The sequence below is a fragment of the Mycolicibacterium chubuense genome, from assembly GCF_001044255.1.
GTDB lineage: Bacteria > Actinomycetota > Actinomycetes > Mycobacteriales > Mycobacteriaceae > Mycobacterium > Mycobacterium chubuense.
The window spans coordinates 76,261-98,662 of record NZ_JYNX01000036.1 but is presented as its reverse complement, the minus strand read 5'-3'; the positions used below and the strand labels follow the sequence as shown (position 1 = coordinate 98,662).

Sequence of the window (22,402 nt, the reverse complement as noted above, 5' to 3'; positions counted from 1 at the left end):
GCACCCTATCGTCCCCTAGATCCTCAGTAACACAAACGATCAGTGCGAGTGACTATCTGTGAGTATCGTGACGGGCATGGCAGGTGTGATCGGCAAGGTCGCGATCGTGACCGCAGCCAGTCGTGGGATCGGCCGGGCGGTGGCCCTGACTCTCGGACGGCGCGGCGCGTCGGTGGTGGTCAACTATCACGGGAACGCCGGCAAGGCACAGGAAGTCGTCGAAGCGATCGAAGCGTCCGGCCGCGCCGCGGTGGCCGTCCAGGGTTCGGTCGCCCATCGCGATGATGTCGTGCGTCTCTTCGATGCCGCGGACGAGGCGTTCGGAGGCGTCGACATCGTCGTGAACATGGCCGCCGACTTCATCGAGAAACCTGTCGTCGAGATCACCGACGACGACGTCGACCGGGTCCTCGGCATCAATCTGCGTGGCGCGCTCTACGTGTTGAGCGAGGCGGCCCGCAGGGTCCGTGAGGGGGGTCGGATCCTGCACACGTCGTCCGGTGCGACGGAAGCTCCGCACGCCGGCGGCGGCCTCTACGCGGCATCCAAGGCCGCCGCAGAACGCATCGCGTTCGCCCTCGCCAAGGAACTCGGCCCCCGCCGGATCACCGTCAACGTGGTCTCTCCGGGCGTGACGCAGACCGACGGTCTGGTCGCCTCCGACGCCCTGCGGGAGCGACTGATCGCCGAGACGCCGCTGGCGCGGCTCGGACAACCCCAGGAGGTCGCCGAGGCGTTCGCCTTCCTCGCCAGCGACGAAGGCGGATGGGTCAACGGGCAGCTGATCCGGGTCAACGGCGGCGTGCTGTGACGGCGGCAGAGCAGGCGCGGGCGCTCATCAACTCCTTCGCCGAGGCCCTCAACCGGCGCGACGCCTCCGCGCTGGCGTCGCTGTTCACCGAGGACGCGGACTTCGTCGACTTCCGCGGCCACTGGTTGCGGGGGCGGCCCGCGATCCGCGACGGCCACATCCGGGCGTTCGACGGTCTCCTGGCCGCGGGCACGACGACATGGCGCGACGTGACGGTGGACGATCCCGGCCACGGTCTGCTCGTCTGCCACGGCCTGTGGACGATTGCAGCACACGAGCAGCCCGACGGTTCGCACGTCCCGGAGCGCCACGGTGTCATCACGTTCCTGATCGCCTCGACGGCTGACGGCCTGCGCATCCGCGCCGGGCAGAACACCGAGCAGATCTAGCGGCTCAGCGTGGACCCGTTTCCCGACGACTGGGTGACCGCAGCGGTACTGGTCGCGCACCCCGACGACCCCGAATGGGGTTGCGCGGCGGCGGTGGCGAAGTGGACGGCTACCGGCAAAGTCGTCCGTTACTTCATCGCCTCGCGCGGCGAAGCCGGGATCCCGTCGCTGTCACCGGTGGAGACCGCGCGCATTCGCGACAGCGAGCAGCGGCGGGCCGCGGCGATCGTGGGGGTGGACGAAGTGCACTTCGGGGATCATCCCGACGGCCGGATCCGCGCGACTGAAGGACTGCGACGCGACATCGGTGACTGGCTGGATGTTATGCGGCCGGACGTGGCAGTGACGGAGTTCGGCGGTGCCCAGTGGGCGCCCGGACAGCCGAACCACCGCGACCACATCGAGTTCTTCGATGCCGTGCGAGACGCCTACGATCGCATGACCCACCCGCCCCGGTGGCTGTTCGCAGTGGGACCGGACGGAACGCACGCCGAAGTGGTGGACGGGTTCCTCGACGTCGCGGCGCAGGCGATCGGCGCCCACGCGCGATATCTGCGGGAGCTCGAACCCGACCTGCCGGTGGCCGACCACGCGCGCCGGGTAGTGGACGCCACCATCGGACACGACGACGCGGGCGCACGGATCGTGACGTTCCGTCAGCACCGGCCGGCGCCGTCGTGAGCACGCGGGGAACACGGGCGGCGGTGGTCGCTGTTGGATGGACACATGGCCCTCCCTGAACCCTCATCCTCGTCCACCGCGGTCGTCACCGGAGCGTCCTCGGGCATCGGGGCCGATCTGGCCCGTGAGCTCGTCGAGCGCGGGCACGGCGTCACACTCGTGGCCCGTCGGGAAGAGCGCCTGCGCGCACTCGCCGACGAACTGTCCGGATCCGTGCGCGTCGACGTGATCGGTTGCGACGTCGCCGATCCCACGGCGCGCGCCGAGCTGTTCCCCGACATCGAGCGGCGGGGCCTGACCGTCGACATCCTCGTCAACAACGCCGGCGTCGGCACCATCGGGCCGGTCGTGGAGTCGACGCCCGAGGCCGAGGTGGCCCAAGTCCGCGTCAACGTCGAGGCGCTGATCGACCTGACCACGCGCGCGGTGCAGCAGATGGTCCCGCGTGGCCGCGGCGCGATCCTCAACGTCGGTTCGACGGCGGGTTTTCAGCCGTTTCCCGGCCAGTCGGGCTACGCCGCGACGAAGGCGTTCGTCCGCTCCTACACTGACGGGCTGCGCGGCGAACTCGCCGGCACCGGCGTGACCGTCGCCGCCCTGCACCCCGGCCCGGTGCGCACCGAGTTCCTCCAGGTCGCCGGCATGGACGAGCGAACGTTCGCCGACGCGTTCCCGAAGTTCATGTGGGTGCCGTCCCGTGAGGTGGCCCGCGAGGGCATCGAGGCCCTGGTACACGACCGGGGCGGCGTGATACCCGGCGTGCCGAACAAGATCAGCACGAAGATCTTCGAGTTGCTGCCCCTGCTGCTGCCCTTGCTCAAGAGCCAGCACCCCGCCCTGCGAGGGCGGCTCACGCAACGCGGGGCTTGATGTCCTCCATCACCCACTGCGCGTAGTCCAGATAGGCGTCGACACCGCGGACGGCGGGGATCGGCACTGACGTCATGGTCACTCCGAGTTCGCCGAGCCGGCCGACGGCGTCGACGAGTTGTTCGGTACCCATTCCCGGGCGCTGTTCGGGATCGTCGAGCACCACGTGTCCTTCACCGATCATCGACGTGCCCAGTCCGTAGCAGACCTCGAAGGGTCGGCCGTCGAAGGTCGGCTGCGACTTGATGTAGTCGACCCTCGCGGGGATCTGCTTCAGCGGTGTCAGGAACGGGATCCACCCGGACGCAAAGCGCGCGGCGCGCCGCAGCGGCGCATCGGCGTCGCCGCCGATCCAGATCGGAATATGCGGGCGCTGGACCGGTTTGGGTGCGAACGCTGCGTCGCTGAAGTGGACGTGCGTGCCCTCGAAGCGCGGCGAGTCACTTGTCCACAGCTCGATGATCGCTGCGAGGTACTCGTCGGCGATCTCGCCGCGCTTGTGGAAGTCGACGCCGAGCAGTCGGAATTCCTCGGGGTCCCAACCGACGCCGAAGGTCACCATGATGCGACCGCCGCTCATCCAGTCCGCGGTCGCCAGCGCCTTGGCCAACACGACCGGGTGCTGCAGGGGAAGCAGCGTCACGCACGAATTGACCGGGATGCGTGTGGTCGCGCCGGCGAGGAAAGACTGTGCGACCGTCGAGTGAAAATAATGCGGACCGCTCAGTTCGACATGGCTGTCGGGCACGAGGAAGTGCTCCGGCACCGCGATCATGTCGTAACCCAGCTCCTCGGCGCGGCGGGCCATCGTCGCCTGGTCGGCTCCGGTGACGTCATACTCCCACTGCTGCACAAGGGCTTTGAGCTCCATGGAGTGGGGCATGTTGAAGCTGAACTTCATGGACTCATCGCCTCCTGGGCAAGAGTGCCGACCTGCTCGGCAGTGAGGTGGCCCGCGACGAAGAGCCATGTCAGGGTGTCGCGCAGGGATTCGGCGGGGTCGCGAAACGTGACGCCAAGTTCGCGGGTGGTGCTCGAGGAATCGGCACCCGGCCATCCCGTGGTGACGTCCATGCTCTCGCGGGTGAGCGGAAAGTCGAAGTCGTACAAGCGTTTCACCATGTCGCCCACGCTGCCCGCGACCCGCAGCGCGGAGCCCGGTACCCGGATACGCCGCGGCCGTGTCCCGGTCAGGGTGCAGCAGAGATCGTAGAGCCGGGGCCACGACAGCATGTCCGACGCCGCCACATACCGGTGCGGCCCGGGCGGCAACTCGAGCAGGGTGACGAGCAGGGCGGCGAGGTCCCGCACATCGACGATCTGCATTCCACCCGAGGTCACCACGAACACCGACGTCATGATGGACACCAATCCCGCGGTCATCGCACTCAAGCCCGGATCGTCGGGGCCGATGATGCCGGCGGGATAGCAGACGCCCACGGGTGCGCCGGCGTCCTGCAATCCGCGGACATACCGTTCTGCGGCGGCCTTCGACCGGGCGTAGGCCGACGCGCCGTCGACGATGGGCGACGACGCCGACATCATGGGGCCGTTGGGAGCGAGGAACACCGACAGGGACGAGACATGGATGATGCTCGGAATCCCGCGCCGCACTGCGCCGCCGATGACCACCTCCACCCCCCGCGTGTTGGCCTCCTCGACGGCACGGGCGGACCGGCGCCGCAGGTCGACCAGCGCGGCGGTGTGAACGACACCGTCGCAGCCGTCGAACGCTGCCTCGACAGCATCGGGCTCGGTCATGTCCGCCACGACCACATCGTCGGGAAGGAAACCGTACAGGGGGAAGACCTGCCCGACCTTGGCGGGATCGCGCACCATGAGCCGGACCTCGTGCCCCGCGGCGGCCAGTGCGGCCGCCGCGTGAGAACCGGTGAAGCCCGTACCACCGGTGACGAGCACCTTCACGGGTCGAGTCTAGAACCGCGGTGCGGCGCGGGTCGGATTTTCATCGACGAGAGCGACAAAACCGTTCCTGCGCTTGCTATTTCAACTAGACATGCTACGCAGTCCGGGGCGCCGGGCGGCGACCCCTGATCAGCTTCCCGGGCCGGGCCTGCGTCGGCACACCGTTCTCGGCGATCACCTCGCCCGACACGACGGTGGCGACGTAACCGTCGGCGGACTGGTCCAACCGGCGCCCGCCCGCAGGCAGGTCGTTGACCACGACCGGCCGATGCAACCGCAGCGCCGCCGCGTCGATCACGTTGAGATCGGCCTTGTAGCCCACCGCGATCCGGCCGCGGTCGGCCAGCCCCGCCACCTTGGCCGGCACCGAGGTCAGCTCACGCACCGCCTCCGCCACCGTCAGCCGCCCGGTCGGCCGGTCGCGCACCCAATGCGTCAGCATGTAGGTGGGAAAGCTTGCGTCGCAGATCATTCCGTAGTGCGCCCCGCCGTCGCCGAGACCCAGCACCACATCGTCGCGGTGGATCAGCTCCGCGACGGTGTCCAACGAGCCGTCGCGGAAGTTGGCCAACGTGACCAGGAGCATCGCGTGCCCGTCGTCGTCGAGCAGGCGGTCGTACGCCTCCTCGGCTGGGCTCACGCCGCGGGCCCGCGCCCGCGCGCCGATCGAATCCGACGGTGACGGTTCGTAATCAGGTGGGTCGCCGAGCGGGAACATGTAGTTCCACGCCTGCGCGGCGAACATCAGCGGATGCCCGTCGGCGGCCGGGGTGTCGGTCAGGATACGTTCCCGCACTTCGGGTTTGCGCATCTCGGCCACACGTTCGGCCAGTGGCAGATCCGCGATCGCCTGGTAGGACGGGTACATCACGAAGGGATTGCCCGACAGGTCGAGGCCGAGCACCAGCCCGATCGGGCGCGGGAAGATCTGAGCGGTTACTTGAGGACCGCCGACCCCGACGTTCTCGTTCGCCTTCTCGACCATCCGCAGCGCGTCGAGGAAGAACGGGTCCCCGGCGTTGCCGATCGCCAGCGTGAACGTCACCGGCAGCCCGACGTCGGCGGCCACGTCGAAGACCGTACGGAGCGCCGGCTCGTAGTCCCCGGCCATCAGGTCCGGCACGAACTGGATCAGGCCGCCGCCCGCGTCGTCGACGCCGCGCGCGATCGCCTCGATCTCGGCGTACCCGGCGTCGTAGCTGGGGATCGGGTGGCCGCTCTCGGACTTGTGCAGAGTGAGCCGGGACGACGCGAACCCCAGCGCGCCGGCCTGGACCGCCTCGGCGGCCAGCTTCCGCATCATGGCCAGGTCTTCGGCGGTGGCGGGCTCCCGGTCGACACCGCGCTGTCCCATCACGTAGACCCGCAGCGGGGAATGCGGCAGGAAGGCGGCGACGTCGATGTCGCGACGTCGGGCGTCGACGGCGTCCAGGAACTCCGGGAACGTCTCCCAGTGCCACGGCAGCCCGTCGACCATCACCACACCGGGGATGTCCTCGACGCCGGCCATCACGTCGACCAGGACGTCGTGGTCCGACGGTCGGCAGGGCGCGAAGCCGACGCCGCAGTTGCCCATCACCGCCGTGGTGACGCCGTGCGCCGAGGACGGGGTCAACCGGTCCGACCAGATCGCCTGGCCGTCGTAGTGGGTGTGCAGGTCGACGAAACCGGGGGTGACGAGCAGGCCGGTCGCGTCGATCTCCCGTGCAGCGGTCTCGCGGACGTCGCCGACGGCGACCACCACGCCGTCGCTGACGGCCACGTCGGCGACAAAGGGTTCGCCGCCCAGGCCGTCGACCACGGTGCCGCCGCGAATGATCAGGTCAAGGGTCATCCCCCGAATGTACGGTGAGGGCGTGATCGACCACTTCGGAATCAACTGCTCGAACTGGGACGAGTCGAAGACGTTCTACGACAAGGTCCTCGGCGTGCTCGGGTACACGCGGCAGATGGACATGGAGGTCGCCATCGGATACGGCGCCGACGGCCATCCCGCGTTCTGGATCGCGGATGCGTCCGCCGGCCAGGTGGCCGGGCCCAACCGCGAGACGCACATCGCGTTCGTCGCGAAAGACGCCGAATCAGTGCAGGCGTTCTACCGCACCGCGCTCGCGCTCGGCGTCGAGCCGCTGCACGCGCCGCGGCTGTGGCCGGAGTACCACCCGAACTACTACGGCGCGTTCGTGCGCGATCCGGAAGGCAACAACGTCGAGGCCGTGTTCCACGGCGGCGGTCCGGCGGTCACCGGTCCGCCGGTTTGATCCACCGCCACTGGCCCTTCGACCACGCGTCGGCGCCGTCGAGGCTGTCTGCGACCGCCTGCACGACCCCGGGCCACTGCCACTCGTCGTAGTCGTCACCGGACAGCCAGCCACCCGGGCGCACCTTCGGCAGCCAGGCCGCGATGTCCGCGCGCACGCTGTCGTAGTCGTGCCGGGCGTCGAGATGGACCCACGCCAGCGAATCGTCGGCGAACAGCGCGGCCGCCGACACCGAGTCGCTGAGCAGGAGCTGGATCCGGTCGGCGAAACCGCACGCCAGTACGTTGCGGTGCAGCAGCCCCGCGAGCGTCCCGCCGCCGTGCGCCACCGCGGGACCGTGCGCGTCGGTGCCGCCCCTGCCCTCGGGGCCGCTCCCGCGGGCGGTGTCCACGCCGATGATCGCGACGTCGAGCGCGTGGTCGCGGGCCACCTCGGCCAGCGAGCACAGGCTGCGACCCAGGTAGCAGCCCACTTCGACGAAGCGATCGCCGCTGCCGAAGTGCTCGACGGCCTCCTCCTGCCCGGAGCGCCACTGGAACCAGCCCGGGATATCCCGCCAGGTCTGCACGGGCTCGTCGAAGCCGGCCATGGGATCAGGCACCTGTGATCACACTCCTCGTTTCTTGGGCCGCGACGGCGATCCGGTCGCCGTCGCGGGTGATCAGTCCGTCGCGTTCGAACGCGTCCAGCCAGCCCGTCATCGGCCACCGCCCCCATCGTCGACGGAACACGCGGGCGTTCGCCACGATCGCGCCGAGATGTTCCACCGGCGGATCGGAGATCGGGTGATGCTGGTGATAGGCGTGCGCCCCGCCCACCCAGACGAGGGGAACGCCCTTGGCCGCGGCGACGGCGGCGAAATCGGTGTCCTCGCCGCCGTAGCCGGCGTAGGTCTCGCAGAATCCGCCGAGGCGGCGCCACGCCGCCGTCGAGACGGCGAAAGACAGCGACCAGAACAGGTCGTGGTTCGACTCGGTCTGCAGCACGCCCGGCGGTGGCGCCGGCCGGGCAGGATGCGGGTCTGTCAGGGACTCGAGAGCGTCGAGTGGATAGCCATCGGGGGCGGGCGGCAGGTAGGTGACCGGCCCACACAGCAGCGCGTCGCCGTCCACGCGTCGGTGCGCGTCGACGTACCGGTCGATCAGCGCGGGGCCGGGGATGCAGTCGACGTCGAGGAAGATCAGCAGGTCCGCGCCACGTTCGATCGCCTCGTGCGCACCCTGGTTGCGTGCCCGTGCCAGCGGAAGGCCGGCGGAGGTCGAGGCGCACTCGACGACGTGCACGCCCGGAGCGGCCACGGTGCGGATCACCGGGTCGTCGATGGCCACCACGCATCGGTCATCCGGTGCGGGACGGCAGGTGGAGAACCCGGCCTGCTGGCGGGTGAAGTGATCGTGACGTCCGTGCACCGCGGTGATCACCGACGTGCGGAGGGTTCTCATGCGGCGATCACCGCCGCGGCGCGTGCGGCCGCTCCCTGCACCTGCAGCCGTGACCAGTTCGACCGGTCGAGCGCCCGTGTCTGCGCGAGCAGCGCCGGCCACGCCTCGCGGGCGGGCCAGCGGTCGACCTCGACGGTGAGGCCGGCGCGGGCCAGCGCACCGGCGGTGGCGGCCTGCTCCCCGAACGGGCGCTGCTGCGGGATGACGATCACCGCGGCGCCGGTGAGTGCGACATCGGCGATGGCGTTCTGGCCGGCGTGGGTGACGACGACGTCGGCCGATGCGAGGATCGGCCACGGGTCGTCGACCCAGGAGGACACACCCAGCCAGATCCACCGGTACTGCGGCAGCGCGCCGCGCAGTTGCTCGAGCGCGTCCGCGGGCAGGTCGTCGCCGCCGGCGCCGCCAAGGAGCACGCCGGTGCCGGCGGACGGTGCCGCACCGTTCCGGCCCTCGAACTGGCTGATCGATCCGACGAAGTGCGTGCGGTCCAGATGGTCACGCAGCCAATGGGGTTGGTACACCTCGGCCGACCAGGGTGCGACGATCTGATCGGCGATGTCGTAGGCCAGTCGGTGCGCCGGATCGGTGCGCTCGCCGGGCATCGCCATCACGGTCACGGGTATGCCCGCGAGCCGGCCCAGCGTCGCGATCTCCACCGACACGTCGACGACCAGACGGCGCAGTCCGGCGTCCGCCGCGACCTGCAGCAGTTCGGCGGCACGCTGGGCCAGGCCCGCGACATGCAGAGGGGCCCAGTGCATGCGGCCCCGGCACTGGGCATCGGCCGGTTCGTCGTGATCGGCGGGGACGTCGAGGGGCAGCTGGACCCAGGTGTCCCGAGCGCGCATCGACACCGGTTGGGGGAGCGAGGAGAAGAATGTCACCGGCTCGTCCAGCCGTGCGCAGATCGATCGGGCACGGGCGGCGTGGCCGCGGCCCTGATGGTGCACGTAGTACCCGATCACGCCGAAACCCCTTCCATCGGAGGGAAGATCAGCTGCCGGTAGTAGTCGAGATAGCACTGCACCATCACCTCGTGCGAGCAGCGGCGCTCGGCGCGCGCGCGGGCGTCGGCTCTGCGCAGCGTCATCGCCTCTCTGATCGCACGGCTCAGCCCGCCGATGTCTCCCGGCGTGGCCAGCCGTCCGCAGGAGTCGTCGACGATCTCGGGGATGCCGCCGCGCGCGAACGCCGCGACCGGTGTGCCCGCCGCCAGCGCCTCGGCGACCACCAGCCCGTACGGTTCGTCCCAGTGCGGCGTCACCAGGGCCACCGCAGCGTCGCCCACCAGGGCGTTGAGCTCATCGCGGCGCAGGTGACCCTCGTAGACGGCCCCGGCGCCGAGCAGCGGACGCACGGCGGTGTCGAAGTACTCCCGGTCGCCGACCGGGCCCGCGATGCGCAGCGGGACGCCTGCCCGCCGGGCGGCAGCGATGGCCGAGGTGACCCCCTTCTCGGGGACGAGCCGGCCCGTCCACACCGCATAGCGCCCGCCGCCCGATCCCACCGGCCGGTAGGCCATGTTGACTCCGTTGAGGATCACCGGCACCGGCCCGTTGATCGGTTCCCATTGGCGGGCGGTGAATTCGCTGACGGCGACGAAGCTGCTGGCGACCCCGCCGGGCAGGGCAACCGCCTGCTCGAGCCACGGCAACGGTGGTGTGTGCAGCGTCGTCAGCATCGGCGCGTCGATGGTGTGGGCCATGGCCAGCGGCAGGTAATGCAGGCTGTGGTTGTGGATGATGTCGAACGAACCCAGTTCGGCGCGAGCCAGTTCCAGCATCACCGACAGGTAGGCGTGGGTCTCCTCCACCACCCACTCCGGTGTCGTGGGTTCGAGGCGACGGGTCGCCTCGCTCATCCGAAAGGTGCGCAGAGGCATGACATTCCACGGAGCGTCGATGTCCGACCCCGGTGCGGCGAACACCGTGACGCTGTGCCCGGCCGCCGTGAGGCCATGGGCGAGCTCGAAGACGAAGGCTTCCAGGCCACCGGCGAACGGCTGCCGCACCGGATAGCGCGAGGACGCCAGCATGGCGATGCGAAGCGGACGCGCGCTCATGCGATCCTCGCCGTGTCCAGCAGGCGCCGATACAGCTGCGCGGTCGCGCGCCGGACCTCACGGCGCTGGGTCGCCCGCATCCGTCGCCGATCGAGGTCGTCTCCGCCCGGCAGCGCCCGCACCTGAGCGGCAGCGCGGTCGACGGCACAGAGCAGGCCGGCCTCGTCGAAGCGGTCGGTGCCGTAACCAAAAGTGTTGCACGCCAACTGCTCATGGAACAGACCGCAATCGGGGACGACGGGCAGCACCCCGCTGTCGAAGCACGCCTCGATCCAGCCGGAGTGCGTTCCGAAGCGGTACGGCAGAACCAGGATGTCGATCTCGTGCAGGTAGTCGACCAGCTCGCGGTCGGTGAAGGGCGGGTGTATCCGGACGTCGACGCCGCGGGACCGATAGTCCGCGAGCCGGTCAGGAAGTTGCGCGTCTGCCCTCGGGGACGTCAACGCGTTCGCGTCGAGGTCGACGCGAAGCGAGGTCGACTCCGGCACAAGGTGACTGTCGACGAGAGCGTCGACGACGGGCCACGGGTCGATGTTCGCCCGCAGGAACTTCGCGTGCACCGCGACGCGGGGTCGGGACGCGGGCGTGCGCCGCACGCCGACGCGGCCGATCGGCAACAGATGAGGGTGGGGCAGCACCGCGGGGACAGCGTCCCAGCGATCGGCCACCCGGCGGGCCGCCCCCGCGGTGAGTGTGGTGAGCGCATCGGCCCGGCGCACGAGTGTCCCGAGTTTTGCGACATAGTGCGACTGGTCGTCCAAGTGGGGGTTCACCAGGTCGTGCACGGTGACGACGAGGGGGATCCCGTGCGCGGCGAGCACGTCGGCGACGGCGACCAGGTCGTCGTGCTCGACGCCCTCGAACCCGAAATGGACGTGCAGAACATCGATGTCGTCGATGTGGCTCAGCAGATAGTCGGGGTCCAGCCATCGCGGCGGCCACCACTGGCCGGGCACGGTGGCGTCGAGGGGAATCGGATCGGGCAGCAACGCGATCAACGTGGGATCGACGATCGCGGAGACATAGGGGTGTGCAGCCGGAACTGAGGCGACACGAATCACATTCACACAATCCCTTCGGCAACGACGTTTGATCTCGCCGCTGTCTGGACGAATGTGCGGGACAGGTATACCACGCATCGGCGACAAGTAACCTCGCGGCAGTGGACCCCCTCGACGGCCGTACGCGGCACTACCGCGACTTCTACTCACCGCCCGCCGGTGGGTCGGATTCCCCGCTGTGGCTGGTGGTCGGCAACTGCCAGGCTGAGGCGCTGCGGCGGGTCCTCGACACCGTGCCGGGCCGGCCGTACCGGACGGCGCGCATCCCCCCGGTGCACGAGCTCACGGCCCGCGACCTGCCTTATCTGGACGCCCTTCTCGCGCGGACGTCAGTGCTGTTGAGTCAGCCGATCCGGCCCGACTATCGCGATCTCCCGCTGGGCACCGATCAACTCGTCGACCGCCTCGCACCCGGCGCGATGTGCATTCGCTGGCCGGTGATTCGCTATGCGGGTCTCTACCCCTTCCAGGCGATCGTCCGCCGTCCCGCGGACCGGTCGCTGAACCCTCCGGTGGTGCCCTACCACGACCTGCGGACGGTGTCGGCGGCGCGGGCCGGACGGTCGCCCGAGGACCCGTGGAACGTCGACGTCAGCGCCGGTCAGATCAGCGCGGTGGCCGCGCTCAGCCGGGACGAACTCGCCCGCCGGGAGGACCGAGATTGTGACGTCGGCGTCGCGGATCTGCTGCCGACGTTCGGCGCGGATGCGGCACACACCGTCAATCACCCGGGAAACCCTTTGCTGGAAGCCCTCGCTCAACGCATTCTCGACCGGCATCGATGTGCGCCATGATGCCGATGTTGCGGACCTTCGTGANGACGTCGGCGTCGCGGATCTGCTGCCGACGTTCGGCGCGGATGCGGCACACACCGTCAATCACCCGGGAAACCCTTTGCTGGAAGCCCTCGCTCAACGCATTCTCGACCGGCTCGATGTGCCGCTGGCCGTCGCGGCAGTCGACGCTGTGCTGCTGTCCGCGGTCACCGCCCCGCTGGAGGCGCGGGTGCTCGAGGCTCTGGGGCTCGCCGGGACGGCGCGGCCCGACTGGCGCTGCGACGGGCGCACCGTCTCGGCGCAGGAAGTGCATGCCGCGCAGCTGCAGTGGTACCGGTCCAACCCCGACTTCGTCGACCTCGCCGAGGAACGTCACGGAATCGTCATGGAACTGCTTGGCCTGCTGTCCCGTTCGGGCCGATCATGATCGTCACCCAGGCCCTCGTCGGTCCGCGCCACCACGGGGTGGTGCGCTTCGGGCTCGCGCTTCACGACACCCTCCAGTCCTGCGGTCTTCCCCTGCGGCAGGTGTGGCAGCCGGGGACGGCCGAGCTCAGCCGCGCCCTAGACGGCGGCGCACTCCATGTGCAGTTCACCGATCGGCTCTTCGGCGACAGCCCGCAGGCCGCCGCTGGTGTGCTGGCGGCACTGGCCCGGCGCAGCGAGTCCCGGCTGACCGTGACGCTGCATGATCTACCGCAACCGTCGGACGGTCAGAACTTCGCGCGCCGCGCGGCGGCGTACGCCGACGTCGTCGCGCGCTGCGCCGGTGTGGCTGTCAGCAGCGCACACGAACGGGAGTTGTTGCGCGACCTCGGCGTCGATGTCGGCCCCGTGGCGGTGATACCTCTGCCGATCGGGCGGCGGGCGCCCGCACACGTCCGCCCCGCGGAGCCGCGGGTGATCGGGGTCTTCGGCTTCCTCTACCCGGGCAAGGGGCACGAGGAGGTCATCGCGGCGACGGCAGACCTTCCCCCCGAGGTGGAGGTGCACGCCATCGGCGAAACCTCCTCGGGGCACCAGGATCTGGTGGCGGAGCTCACAGCTCAGGCGCACCTTCTCGGCCGGCGGTTCCACGTGACTGGGCATATCCCCGATGATCTGCTGACCGAGGCGCTGCAGCGGGTCGCCGTCCCCGTGGTCGCCCACACCCATGTGTCGGCGTCCGGCTCGCTCGGCTCCTGGCTCTCGGCATCACGGCGTCCGCTCGCGCCGACCAACCGCTACACCCGCGAGGTCGAGGAGCGCAATCCGGGCATGCTGACGTTGTATCCCGACACCGGGCGCGGTCTGCGAACCGCACTCGCGCGCGCACTCGAGTCGCCTGAATCCACCTGGCTGCCCGAGGATTCGGTGCCGCGCCCCACCGACGCCGACGCCGCGTTCGCCTACCATCATTTCTTCCAGAGATGGCACCGATGAACGGACCGTTCCCGCTGACCGACGGCCGGGTGTGCGTGCCCGGCAATCACTGGGACCTGCTCGACGGCAGGTCCGGCAGACTCGCGAGCGTCGCGGTGGTCATCCCGTTCTTCGAACAGCAGGACGATCTGAACCGTGTGCTGGCAGGCCTTGACGCCCAGGACTATCCGGCTCACCTCATCGAAGTCGCGGTCGCCGACGACGGATCGCGGCAGCCGCCCGACACCTCGGCCTCGTCGTTGGCGTGCACTGTGGTCAGGCAGGAGGACCGCGGCTTCCGTGCCGCCGCGGCGCGCAACCTCGGTGCCGCGGCCACCGAGGCGGAGATCCTGTGCTTTCTCGACGCGGACACCGTGCCCGAACCCGGCTACCTGCGCGAGATCTCGCGGCTGCCGTCGATGCTTCCGGATGCGCTGGTCGTCGGGCGTCGTCGCCACGCCGAACTCGCCGGCTGGTCGGCGGCCGACCTCTCGCGATGGTGGGCGGGTGAGTCGGCGCCAGCGGTGCTGGAGGAGCCGCGCTGGCTGACCGACGCCTACGCGCGCACCGAAGATCTCGCGGTCGCCGACAACGGTGCCTACCGCTTCGTGATCAGTTCGGTGATGTGTTGCAGCCGTGACCTTTTCACCTACAGCGGTGGCTTCGACGAATCCTTCGACCGGTACGGCGGTGAGGATTGGGAGTTCGCCCACCGCGCCGTGGCGTGTGGGGCGGTTCTGCACCACGCGCGTCGGGCGGTGGCATGGCACAACGGTCCCGACTGGGCCGGGCGCGACGTACCCGACCGTGCCGCCGGTAAGAACGCCGAGGCTCTCGCGCTGGCCCGGCTGGTCACCGATCCGGCCGCCCGCACCCACGGACTGCGCTACGAGATACCGGACGTGGCAGTGGAACTCGACGCAGACACGCACGGGTTGGGATCCTTGGTCGCCGCGGTGCGCGGGTTCCTCGGCCACGACGTCGGCATCTGGCTCACCGGGCGGCAGGCTCAGGCGCTGCTCGAACGGGCCCACCTGCAGGACGATCGGATCCGGGTCGGCCCGGTGCCGGACCGCATCCGGCGCAGCTGCCGGTTCCTCGTCTCGGTGACCGGTCGGCCCGCGCTGCCGGTGTCCGGGGTCGCCGAACTCGTGCGCCGCTGTTCGGCGCCCGACGTGGCCGCGGTGCACGTCCACGGGGCCACGGCGGACGTCGCGTGCCATTCCTCGTGGTCGGTGAACCGGCTCCGGCGGTGGACGCAGGGACCGGTCCGGCTGGCTGATCCCGGGGCCGTCGCGTTCGGCGCCGTCGAGCACTGCTCCGGTGAGGAGTTCGGCATGACGGAGGTGGACCACGAGGCGGACCTGGCGTGGTGACTCGGCGTAGCTTGGCCCCATGGCTGATATCGATGCTGCCCGCGAACTCCTGCGCGACTCGTTCACCCGCCTGATCGAGCACGCGGACGACCTGACCGACGGCCTCACCGACGACGTCGCGTACTACCGGCCGACGCCGGAGGCGAACACGATCGCCTGGCTGCTCTGGCACAGCGCCCGCATCCAGGACGCGCAGCTGTGCGACATCGCCGGTCTCGAGCAGGTCTGGTTCCGGGAGGGTTGGGTCGACCGGTTCGGTCTCGACCTGCCGCGCGACGCCCACGGCTACGGCCACACCCCCGAGGAGGTGGCCAAGGTGCGCGCGTCGGCCGACCTGCTCGGCGGCTACTACCACGCGGTGCACCGCGAGTCGCTGTCCTACGTCGCGTCGGTATCGGCCGACGAACTGGCCCGGGTCATCGACGAACGGTGGACGCCGCCGGTGACGGCGAGCGCCCGGCTGGTCAGCATCATCGACGACGCCGCCCAGCACCTGGGTCAGGCCGCGTACATCCGAGGCATCGCCCCGACGACTTGACACGTGTCAACCCCCGGTGCGACCTGCGTCACACGGCTGGTTAGAGTGGGGTCATGACTGCGACTTCCGACGTCAAGCCGTTCACCGGTACCGGCACCATCACCAACCCGGCGACCGGCGCGCCCGCAGGTCAGGTGCGCTGGACCGACCCAGCGGACGTGACCCGCATCGCGGCGGGGCTGCGGGAGGCGCAACGCGAGTGGGAGGCGCGCGGCGCCGCGGGCCGCGCGAAGGTGCTGGCGCGCTACGCGGTGTGGCTCGGGAAGCACCGCGCGGAGATCGAAGAGTTGCTGATCAGGGAGACCGGCAAATCCGCCACGGACGCGGCGCAGGAGGTGCCGCTGATCCTGATGATCGCCTCCTACTACATCCGCACCATGGAGAAGGCGCTCGAGCCGGACAAGCGCCCCGCGGCGCTGCCGTTCCTGTCGATCAAGAAGATCGAGGTGCATTACCGGCCGCGCCCGGTCGTCGGGATCATCGCGCCGTGGAACTATCCGGTGGCCAACGCGCTGATGGACGCCATCGGTGCGCTCGCGGCCGGCTGTGCGGTGCTGCTCAAGCCGTCGGAGCGCACGCCGCTGACCGCCGAACTGCTCATGCGCGGTTGGCTCGACTCCGGCGCACCGGAGGTTCTCGCGCTGGCCCAGGGCGCGCGGGAGGTGTCCGAGGCGGTCATCGACGTCAGTGACTACATCCAGTTCACCGGGTCCAGCGCGACGGGCGCGAAGGTGGCCGAGCGGGCCGCGCGCCGGCTCACCCCCGTGAGCCTGGAACTCGGCGGCAAGGATCCGATGATCGTGCTGGAGGACGCCGACGTCGACCTCGCCGCTCATGCCGCGGTGTGGGGCGCGATGTTCAACGCGGGCCAGACGTGCGTGTCCGTGGAGCGGGTCTACGTGCTCGAACCGGTCTACGACCAGTTCGTCGCGGCCGTCGTGCGCGACGTCGAGAACCTGGCGATGGGCGCCGGTGACGGCCACCATTTCGGCGCGATGATCGACGACAGCCAGGTCGCTGTCACCGAACGCCACGTCGCCGACGCGCTCGCCAAGGGCGCGCGGGCGCTGACCGGCGGCAAGCGGGGCGTCGGTGCGGGCAGCTTCTACGAGCCGACCGTGCTCGTCGACGTCGACCACTCGATGGCGTGCATGACCGAGGAGACGTTCGGTCCGACGCTGCCCATCATGAAGGTGTCCTCGGTCGAAGAGGCGGTGCGGTTGGCCAACGACAGCCCCTACGGACTGTCGGCCGCGGTGTTCTCCCGTGACATCGAGCGCGCCAAAAAGATTGCGCTGCAACTCGATTGCGGTGGCGTGAACATCAACGACGTGATCTCCAACCTGATGTGCACCACCGCCCCGATGGGCGGCTGGAAGACCTCGGGCATCGGGGCGCGCTTCGGCGGCCCGGAGGGTCTGCGCAAGTACTGCCGCATCGAGACGGTGGTCGCTCCCCGGACCAACGTCGGCGCCGGCGGCAACTACTACAACAACTCCCATCGCGCGCTGAAGCGGATGAACACGATGATGACCAAGCTGGCCTTGATCAGGCCCAAGCGCATCGCCAAGTAGTCCACCGGCCGTTCACCCACGCGTCACGTTCCCGTCCGCGGGGGTCGATAACTTCTGCGCGTGACTGCTCTGGACCTCTCCGGCTTCCACGTCGTCGACGACGACGATGACGACCCCGTCCTGATGCTGCATCCCGGCGGCGAGATCGTGGACACCTGGCGCGAGAACTATCCGTACGACGAGCGGATGAAGCGCGAGGACTACGAGGAGCAGAAGCGGCTGCTGCAGATCGAACTGCTCAAGCTGCAGAAGTGGAGCCAGGCGCACGGCCACCGGCACGTCATCGTGTTCGAGGGACGCGACGCCGCCGGCAAGGGCGGCACGATCAAGCGCTTCATGGAGCATCTCAACCCCCGCGGGGCACGCGTCGTCGCCTTGGAGAAGCCCACCGAGAAGGAACGGACGCAGTGGTACTTCCAGCGGTACGTCGAGCACCTGCCCTCGGCCGGGGAGATCGTGCTCTTCGACCGGTCCTGGTACAACCGCGCCGGGGTGGAGCGGGTGATGGGGTTCTGCACACCCAAACAGCACGCCGAGTTCATCCGTCAGGCGCCGCTGTTCGAGCAGATGCTGGTCAACGACGGTGTCAGCCTGACCAAGCTGTGGTTCTCGGTCTCGCCGTCCGAGCAGCGCACCCGGTTCACGATCCGCCAGGTGGACCCGGTGCGGCAGTGGAAGCTCTCGCCCACCGACCTGGCGTCGCTGGACAAGTGGGACGACTACACCGCGGCCAAAGAGGACATGTTCGCCTGGACCGACACCGAGATCGCGCCGTGGACGGTGGTCAAGAGCAACGACAAGAAGCGCGCCCGCATCAATGCGATGCGCTACGTGCTGAGTAAGTTCGACTACGACAACAAGGACCACGAGGTGGTCGGCAGGCCCGACCCGCTCATCGTGGGACGCGCGCTGGCCGACTGACGGAGCCGCCCCGGCGGCGACATGGGGCCCAGCACGCGTCCTGACAGGAGGACGCGTCCGTGCGCTTTCTCGCCGCGCTGATGCTGTGGCTGCTCACCACCGTCGCGTTGGCGTCGGCGGTGCCTGCCGTGTGGGCGCAGCTGCACATCGTCGACGAAGACGGCTACGCCGCGCTGGCGGCACGGGCCGCGGGGGACCCCCGCCTGCAGGACGCCATGGCCGGTGAACTGACCACCCAGGTGCTGTCGCTGGGCGCCGACAAGGGCTACAGCCTCAACCCGCAGTTGGTCCGCACGGTCGCCGATTCCTACACCCGCAACTCCGGCTTTCCCGGGCAATTCGCGCAGGCCAACCGGATCGCGCACCGGTGGATGTTCACCGGCGCGGTGCCGGCGGGCAATTCCACCGATCAGTGGCTGATCGACGTCGCGCCGATGCTCTCGGACCCCTCGTTCGATGCCACACTGGGCACCCTCGACCTCGCGGTGCCCGGCACGCTGACCGTACCGATCACCGTGGACTCGCCGGATCTGCGGCCGGGGAAGCTGCGGCCGCTGGCGACCTGGGGTCCGTGGGTGAGTATCGCGACCGCCGTGCTGACCGCCGTGCTGGCCCTGCTCACTCTGGCCGCCGCGCGCTCCCGGGGCCGGGCGCTCACCGCGCTCGGAGTGTCGGCCCTGCTGGTCGGTGCCGCCGGCTGGGCCGGTATCGAGATGGGACGCCGCTTCGTCGACGCGGCGCTGAACCGCACCACCGGCGACATCCGGACCGTCGCCGAGGTGATGGTGGGCACCGCCGAAGGCAGTGCCCACCAGTGGCTGAACTACTCGCTGATCGCCGGGGTCGCCCTCGTCCTGCTCGGAGCGGTCGGGGCGGCCCTGGGCGCCGGCCTGCGCCGGACTACAGGTGGTCCATCATCCGCGCCATCGCCGCACTCTCGATGAACGCCTGATGGTGCGGGTGCAGATGGACGTCCCAGTCGGACTTGACGTGCTTCGGGTGGTGCTCCCGCCAGTGCATGATCGGATGCGGCACGTGCGGATGCGGCATGTGGAGCGTCATGATGGTCCCCCTTCGTTCGACCTGCAGAAATCGTCGCGTGCGTCAACCGGGGAGACGTCAGTAGTGCAGTACTGATTTTCGCGGTGCCGTGCGGTGCTATCCCTGAGTACATGCAGGAGCGCGACATGCGGGCGCTCATCGACCGCCACCTCGAGGCCGAGGGTCGCGGGGACGTTCACGGCGCGCTCGCGGTCTACACGGACGACGTCGAACACGACGTCGTGGGATTCCCCGACGGGCTGCACCAGTCGAAGGCCGGTGCCCGGGATTTCTACGTTCAGCTGACCGCGAACTTCCTGGCCGAGACGTGGTCGGAACGACGCCGTTTCGTCACGGACGACGCGATGATCCTCGAACAGGACATGACCGGAACGGTGATCGGCTCGATGCTCGGCGTGCCGGGCAGGGGCAGGCGCATCACGTTCCGCATGCTCCACGTGTTCGAGTTCCGGGACGGGCTGATCAGCCGGGAGAACGTCTGGCTCGACGGGGCATCGGTGATCGCTCAGCTGAGCTGACCGTTGCCACAGGGCAGCAGTGCCCCGAGTTCCTCCCGGCTCATCGCGCCGGTCTTGGCCATGGCGTTGTAGATGTGGCTCTCGACCGTGCGCACGGACACCTTGAGTCGGGAGGCGATGTCGCGGTTGGATGCCGACGTCCCGAGGAGCATCACGATTTCGCGTTCGCGAGTGGTCAACGGCAGGTGGTCGGTGCATCGTCGGAGCGCTGGGGTCCGGGCGCCGCCGCAGGCCTTTGCCAGGGCGTCGGCGCGCAGGGAACACCGCAATGCGGAACCGCGCAAGCTCCTGGCGCGGAAGCAGATCGCGGCGTGCGCCGCCGCGTCGGCGGCAGCGACCAGGTCGCCGATCTCTTCGAATCGTTGTGATACCAGCTCGAGTTCGCAGCCGTCCGAGCAACCCACGACATCAGCGAAGCGCGCCGCGACGCCGACACGCGGACCCTCGACACGAGTCTGCAGCTCATGGAGACGGTCGGCGGTGGACGCATCGCCGAACTGGGTCGCCGTCTGCAGACACATCACCTCGGCCGCGTATTGGCCGCGAGCTCCGGCATCCTCGGCCGCCTTCCGGACCATCGAGATCGCTTCGCTGACAGCACCCTGCGCTCCGGCGACCCATCCGGCGGCGATCGCCCGGGTGTAGTCGAGGTACCGCCACCCGGGATGGCGGTCGGCTTCCATCGCAGCCTGCGCCACGAGCGCATCGTGGGTGTGTCCGCGCATCGCAAGCGCAGTGGTGAGCAGGATCTCGTACCGGTAGCGGAAGCCGGTTGCGGTGTTCCATGCGGTGACGCGCTGCAATGCGGTGGACAGACTTGTGCATGCCTGGTCGAGGTGACCTGCGCCCAGCTCGGCCAGCCCGGTCACAGCGTCGGCGATCTGTCCGAACGGAGTGCTCCGCGAGGCCATGGCGCGCCCGCGCATCATCTGCGCGACCTCCTGGGCCCCGGCCGTGTCACCCGCCAGCAGCAGTGCGTTGATGTGGGCGTCGGAGATGACGATGAACGCCCGCACCGGAATGGCGTAGCCCGCAGTCGCGACGGCCACCGCCTCGGCTGCCGCACCTGCTTCCCCGCAGGCAACCGTCACCGCCCATGCCGTCAGGCGGCGCTCGAGGTGATCGGGCAGCAGACTCGCGTCGAAGGACCGCGAAAGCGCACGAGCGGCGTGCGGATCGCCCAGCGCCGCCGCGGCCACACACCGGAAGGCGTCGAAGCAATGCCGCTCCGGCGGTTCAGCGCCCGTGGTGCGGTCGACCAGAGCCAGCGCGGCGTCGGGGTCGGCGAGTGTGAAGAACAGATTGACCGCCCTCAGGTACGTCACCCGTGCCTGCTCGACAGCGGTGAGGGCGCCCGTGTCGACGTCGGCGAGCACGGCCTCTGCGGCGGCGCCCTTGCCGGCCCAGGACAGCACGAAGGCGCGGATCAAGCTCGCCTCGACCCGCCCACCGGCGGCGATCGCGGCCTCGGCCAGCCGGTTGGCCAGAGGCAGATCGAGCATCCAGGCTGCCCCGCGTGCTGCGTCGAGCAGCAGGTCGACGTCGTGTTCGAGATTGGAGTCGACGCTCAGGGCCGCCCGGCGGACCACGGCATGGACGTCGTCCCGCGATTCGGTCGCGGCCAGTTCGGAGGCGACGACGCCTCGGAGGCGGCGCAATGTGGTCTGAGCGGCACGGCGGCGACGCACCTCGCCGTACAGCGGATGAGCCAGACGGACGTGCACGCAGCCATCGGCCGATTCGCAGGAGATCAGGCCGCGCCTGTCTGCCTCCTCGACGGCCTCGGCGCCGGCGATCCGGGTCAGTGACCGCAATTCGAGGGGCTCGCCGACAGCGAGCACGTCGATGACGTCGCTGACGGCCTCGGGCAGCCCGCCCGTCCGCGCTTCGACGAGCTCGACAAGACCCGGAGGAACCACAGGATCACCGGTCCATGTCCATACGCCGTTGTCGTCGGCGAGCCGCCCGTCGGCGACCTCCTGTTCCACGATCAACCGCAGATACAACGGGTTGCCCTCGGTCAACGTCCACAAACGCTGCGCCGCAACGTCATCGACCGGACCCCCGACGGCGAGGCACACCAGCCGCTCGGTGTCTTCCGGTGTGAGCGGTGCGATGTCCAGCCAGTCGAAGTCGCCGCCCTTCCAGAGTTCACGCGTCGCATCGCTGACCGGTTCGCCGGTGCGCATCGTCAGCACGACTTTTGCGAGCCGGCGGTGAATGATCTGGTGCACGACCACGGTCGACAGGTCGTCGAGCAAGGGCACGTCGTCGACCGCAACCAGCACCGGCGCCTCAGACGACGTCAACGCCTCGATGACACCGTGGACGAGTTCGAGGCTGTCGTCGCCGCTCGTCGCCGTCCAGGGTGTCAGGGCACCGAAGGGGAGGGTGCGTGCCGCCGACGTCCCGACCACCCAGCGCACCAAACAGCCGCGCGCGGCGAAGACGCTGAGCGTCTCTCGTACGATCCGGCTCTTTCCGACGCCGGCTGCGCCGCTGACCACGATGCCTGCGGAGTCAGGATCGAGCAGCGCGGCTTCGATGAGCCGCGTTTCCTGCGTCCGGCCTGTGAGCGGCCACGTCAACCGCACGCGTCAAGCGTAGGAGCACCCCACCGCCGTCGAGGGCGTATCAGCCGATCTCGGCCGGCACCGGCGATATTGCAGTACCGGACTACTGAGGGTGGGTTGAGCACCGCCGCAGACGAGGGACTACTGGCGCGTTCCG

The 22,402-nt window shown here is 69.6% G+C and carries 24 protein-coding genes; 14 read left to right on the top strand and 10 right to left on the bottom strand.

Features of this window, described 5'->3' with window-relative positions:
* Positions 1-76: 76 nt before the first annotated feature.
* From MCHUDSM44219_RS13760 to MCHUDSM44219_RS13745, 4 genes are read left to right on the top strand one after another with little or no spacing between them, the layout of a single operon-like run.
* On the top strand, positions 77-811 hold the full coding sequence (locus MCHUDSM44219_RS13760; RefSeq protein WP_048418804.1) for an SDR family oxidoreductase: 735 nt from the start codon (positions 77-79) through the stop codon (positions 809-811).
* Entirely contained in the window at positions 808-1,200 is a 393-nt protein-coding gene (locus MCHUDSM44219_RS13755; protein WP_048418803.1) for an SgcJ/EcaC family oxidoreductase, read from the top strand. The genes MCHUDSM44219_RS13760 and MCHUDSM44219_RS13755 overlap by 4 nt, the downstream gene beginning before the upstream one ends.
* Positions 1,201-1,209: 9 nt before the next feature.
* The gene (locus tag MCHUDSM44219_RS13750) at positions 1,210-1,881 is read left to right on the top strand and encodes a PIG-L deacetylase family protein (protein ID WP_048418802.1); all 672 of its coding nucleotides are present in this window, start codon (positions 1,210-1,212) and stop codon (positions 1,879-1,881) included.
* A 45-nt stretch (positions 1,882-1,926) separates the two neighbouring features.
* Positions 1,927-2,751, top strand: a complete 825-nt coding sequence (locus MCHUDSM44219_RS13745; RefSeq protein ID WP_048418801.1) for an SDR family NAD(P)-dependent oxidoreductase — start codon at positions 1,927-1,929, stop codon at positions 2,749-2,751.
* On the opposite strand, the gene MCHUDSM44219_RS13740 is transcribed toward MCHUDSM44219_RS13745, so the two are convergent.
* The 3 genes from MCHUDSM44219_RS13740 to MCHUDSM44219_RS13730 all read right to left on the bottom strand — a co-directional run bounded on the left by MCHUDSM44219_RS13740 (position 2,732) and on the right by MCHUDSM44219_RS13730 (position 6,511).
* Positions 2,732-3,652, bottom strand: a complete 921-nt coding sequence (locus tag MCHUDSM44219_RS13740) for a TIGR03619 family F420-dependent LLM class oxidoreductase (protein WP_048418800.1) — start codon at positions 3,650-3,652, stop codon at positions 2,732-2,734. The two genes, MCHUDSM44219_RS13745 and MCHUDSM44219_RS13740, sit on opposite strands and share 20 nt — an antisense overlap.
* The gene (locus MCHUDSM44219_RS13735) at positions 3,649-4,677 is read right to left on the bottom strand and encodes an NAD-dependent epimerase/dehydratase family protein (protein ID WP_048418799.1); all 1,029 of its coding nucleotides are present in this window, start codon (positions 4,675-4,677) and stop codon (positions 3,649-3,651) included. Before MCHUDSM44219_RS13735 ends, MCHUDSM44219_RS13740 begins: the two co-directional genes overlap by 4 nt.
* 94 nt (positions 4,678-4,771) lie before the next feature.
* A complete protein-coding gene (locus MCHUDSM44219_RS13730; RefSeq protein WP_048418798.1) occupies positions 4,772-6,511 on the bottom strand; it encodes an N-acyl-D-amino-acid deacylase family protein in 1,740 nt (579 codons plus the stop codon).
* Positions 6,512-6,533: 22 nt separating this feature from the next.
* Between MCHUDSM44219_RS13730 and MCHUDSM44219_RS13725 the strand changes: the two genes are divergently transcribed.
* Complete coding sequence (locus MCHUDSM44219_RS13725; RefSeq protein ID WP_048418938.1) at positions 6,534-6,938, top strand: VOC family protein; 405 nt, start codon at positions 6,534-6,536, stop codon at positions 6,936-6,938.
* Here the strand turns inward: MCHUDSM44219_RS13725 and MCHUDSM44219_RS13720 are convergent.
* The 5 genes from MCHUDSM44219_RS13720 to MCHUDSM44219_RS13700 are packed head-to-tail and all read right to left on the bottom strand — an operon-like array spanning position 6,919 to position 11,512.
* Entirely contained in the window at positions 6,919-7,539 is a 621-nt protein-coding gene (locus MCHUDSM44219_RS13720; RefSeq protein ID WP_236695452.1) for a class I SAM-dependent methyltransferase, read from the bottom strand. The genes MCHUDSM44219_RS13725 and MCHUDSM44219_RS13720 overlap by 20 nt on opposite strands.
* A complete protein-coding gene (locus MCHUDSM44219_RS13715; RefSeq protein WP_048418796.1) occupies positions 7,532-8,380 on the bottom strand; it encodes a glycosyltransferase family 2 protein in 849 nt (282 codons plus the stop codon). Before MCHUDSM44219_RS13715 ends, MCHUDSM44219_RS13720 begins: the two co-directional genes overlap by 8 nt.
* On the bottom strand, positions 8,377-9,348 hold the full coding sequence (locus MCHUDSM44219_RS13710; protein ID WP_048418795.1) for a glycosyltransferase: 972 nt from the start codon (positions 9,346-9,348) through the stop codon (positions 8,377-8,379). Before MCHUDSM44219_RS13710 ends, MCHUDSM44219_RS13715 begins: the two co-directional genes overlap by 4 nt.
* The gene (locus tag MCHUDSM44219_RS13705) at positions 9,345-10,445 is read right to left on the bottom strand and encodes a glycosyltransferase (RefSeq protein WP_048418794.1); all 1,101 of its coding nucleotides are present in this window, start codon (positions 10,443-10,445) and stop codon (positions 9,345-9,347) included. Before MCHUDSM44219_RS13705 ends, MCHUDSM44219_RS13710 begins: the two co-directional genes overlap by 4 nt.
* The gene (locus tag MCHUDSM44219_RS13700) at positions 10,442-11,512 is read right to left on the bottom strand and encodes a glycosyltransferase family protein (RefSeq protein WP_053081250.1); all 1,071 of its coding nucleotides are present in this window, start codon (positions 11,510-11,512) and stop codon (positions 10,442-10,444) included. The genes MCHUDSM44219_RS13705 and MCHUDSM44219_RS13700 overlap by 4 nt, the downstream gene beginning before the upstream one ends.
* Positions 11,513-11,607: 95 nt before the next feature.
* On the opposite strand from MCHUDSM44219_RS13700, the gene MCHUDSM44219_RS13695 reads away from it, so the two are divergent.
* The 8 genes from MCHUDSM44219_RS13695 to MCHUDSM44219_RS13660 all read left to right on the top strand — a co-directional run bounded on the left by MCHUDSM44219_RS13695 (position 11,608) and on the right by MCHUDSM44219_RS13660 (position 19,036).
* A complete protein-coding gene (locus MCHUDSM44219_RS13695) occupies positions 11,608-12,300 on the top strand; it encodes a WcbI family polysaccharide biosynthesis putative acetyltransferase (protein WP_053081249.1) in 693 nt (230 codons plus the stop codon).
* Between the two features lie 25 nt (positions 12,301-12,325).
* A partial coding sequence (locus MCHUDSM44219_RS13690; RefSeq protein WP_269084083.1) for a WcbI family polysaccharide biosynthesis putative acetyltransferase occupies positions 12,326-12,709 on the top strand: 384 nt, incomplete at its 5' end.
* Positions 12,706-13,704, top strand: a complete 999-nt coding sequence (locus tag MCHUDSM44219_RS13685; protein WP_048418792.1) for a glycosyltransferase — start codon at positions 12,706-12,708, stop codon at positions 13,702-13,704. The genes MCHUDSM44219_RS13690 and MCHUDSM44219_RS13685, both read left to right, overlap by 4 nt.
* Complete coding sequence (locus MCHUDSM44219_RS13680) at positions 13,701-15,059, top strand: glycosyltransferase (protein ID WP_157868765.1); 1,359 nt, start codon at positions 13,701-13,703, stop codon at positions 15,057-15,059. Before MCHUDSM44219_RS13685 ends, MCHUDSM44219_RS13680 begins: the two co-directional genes overlap by 4 nt.
* Positions 15,060-15,078: 19 nt before the next feature.
* Complete coding sequence (locus MCHUDSM44219_RS13675) at positions 15,079-15,597, top strand: mycothiol transferase (RefSeq protein ID WP_048418791.1); 519 nt, start codon at positions 15,079-15,081, stop codon at positions 15,595-15,597.
* Between the two features lie 53 nt (positions 15,598-15,650).
* On the top strand, positions 15,651-17,171 hold the full coding sequence (locus MCHUDSM44219_RS13670; protein WP_048418790.1) for an aldehyde dehydrogenase family protein: 1,521 nt from the start codon (positions 15,651-15,653) through the stop codon (positions 17,169-17,171).
* Between the two features lie 123 nt (positions 17,172-17,294).
* Positions 17,295-18,092, top strand: a complete 798-nt coding sequence (gene ppk2, locus MCHUDSM44219_RS13665; protein ID WP_109777773.1) for a polyphosphate kinase 2 — start codon at positions 17,295-17,297, stop codon at positions 18,090-18,092.
* Positions 18,093-18,151: 59 nt separating this feature from the next.
* On the top strand, positions 18,152-19,036 hold the full coding sequence (locus tag MCHUDSM44219_RS13660) for a hypothetical protein (protein ID WP_048418788.1): 885 nt from the start codon (positions 18,152-18,154) through the stop codon (positions 19,034-19,036).
* Here the strand turns inward: MCHUDSM44219_RS13660 and MCHUDSM44219_RS29990 are convergent.
* Complete coding sequence (locus MCHUDSM44219_RS29990) at positions 18,993-19,154, bottom strand: hypothetical protein (protein WP_157868764.1); 162 nt, start codon at positions 19,152-19,154, stop codon at positions 18,993-18,995. The genes MCHUDSM44219_RS13660 and MCHUDSM44219_RS29990 overlap by 44 nt on opposite strands.
* 110 nt (positions 19,155-19,264) lie before the next feature.
* Here MCHUDSM44219_RS29990 and MCHUDSM44219_RS13655 point away from each other — a divergent pair, with 110 nt between their 5' ends.
* On the top strand, positions 19,265-19,672 hold the full coding sequence (locus tag MCHUDSM44219_RS13655) for a nuclear transport factor 2 family protein (RefSeq protein WP_048418787.1): 408 nt from the start codon (positions 19,265-19,267) through the stop codon (positions 19,670-19,672).
* Here the strand turns inward: MCHUDSM44219_RS13655 and MCHUDSM44219_RS13650 are convergent.
* Entirely contained in the window at positions 19,660-22,266 is a 2,607-nt protein-coding gene (locus MCHUDSM44219_RS13650) for a helix-turn-helix transcriptional regulator (RefSeq protein WP_048418786.1), read from the bottom strand. The genes MCHUDSM44219_RS13655 and MCHUDSM44219_RS13650 overlap by 13 nt on opposite strands.
* Positions 22,267-22,402 lie beyond the last annotated feature (136 nt).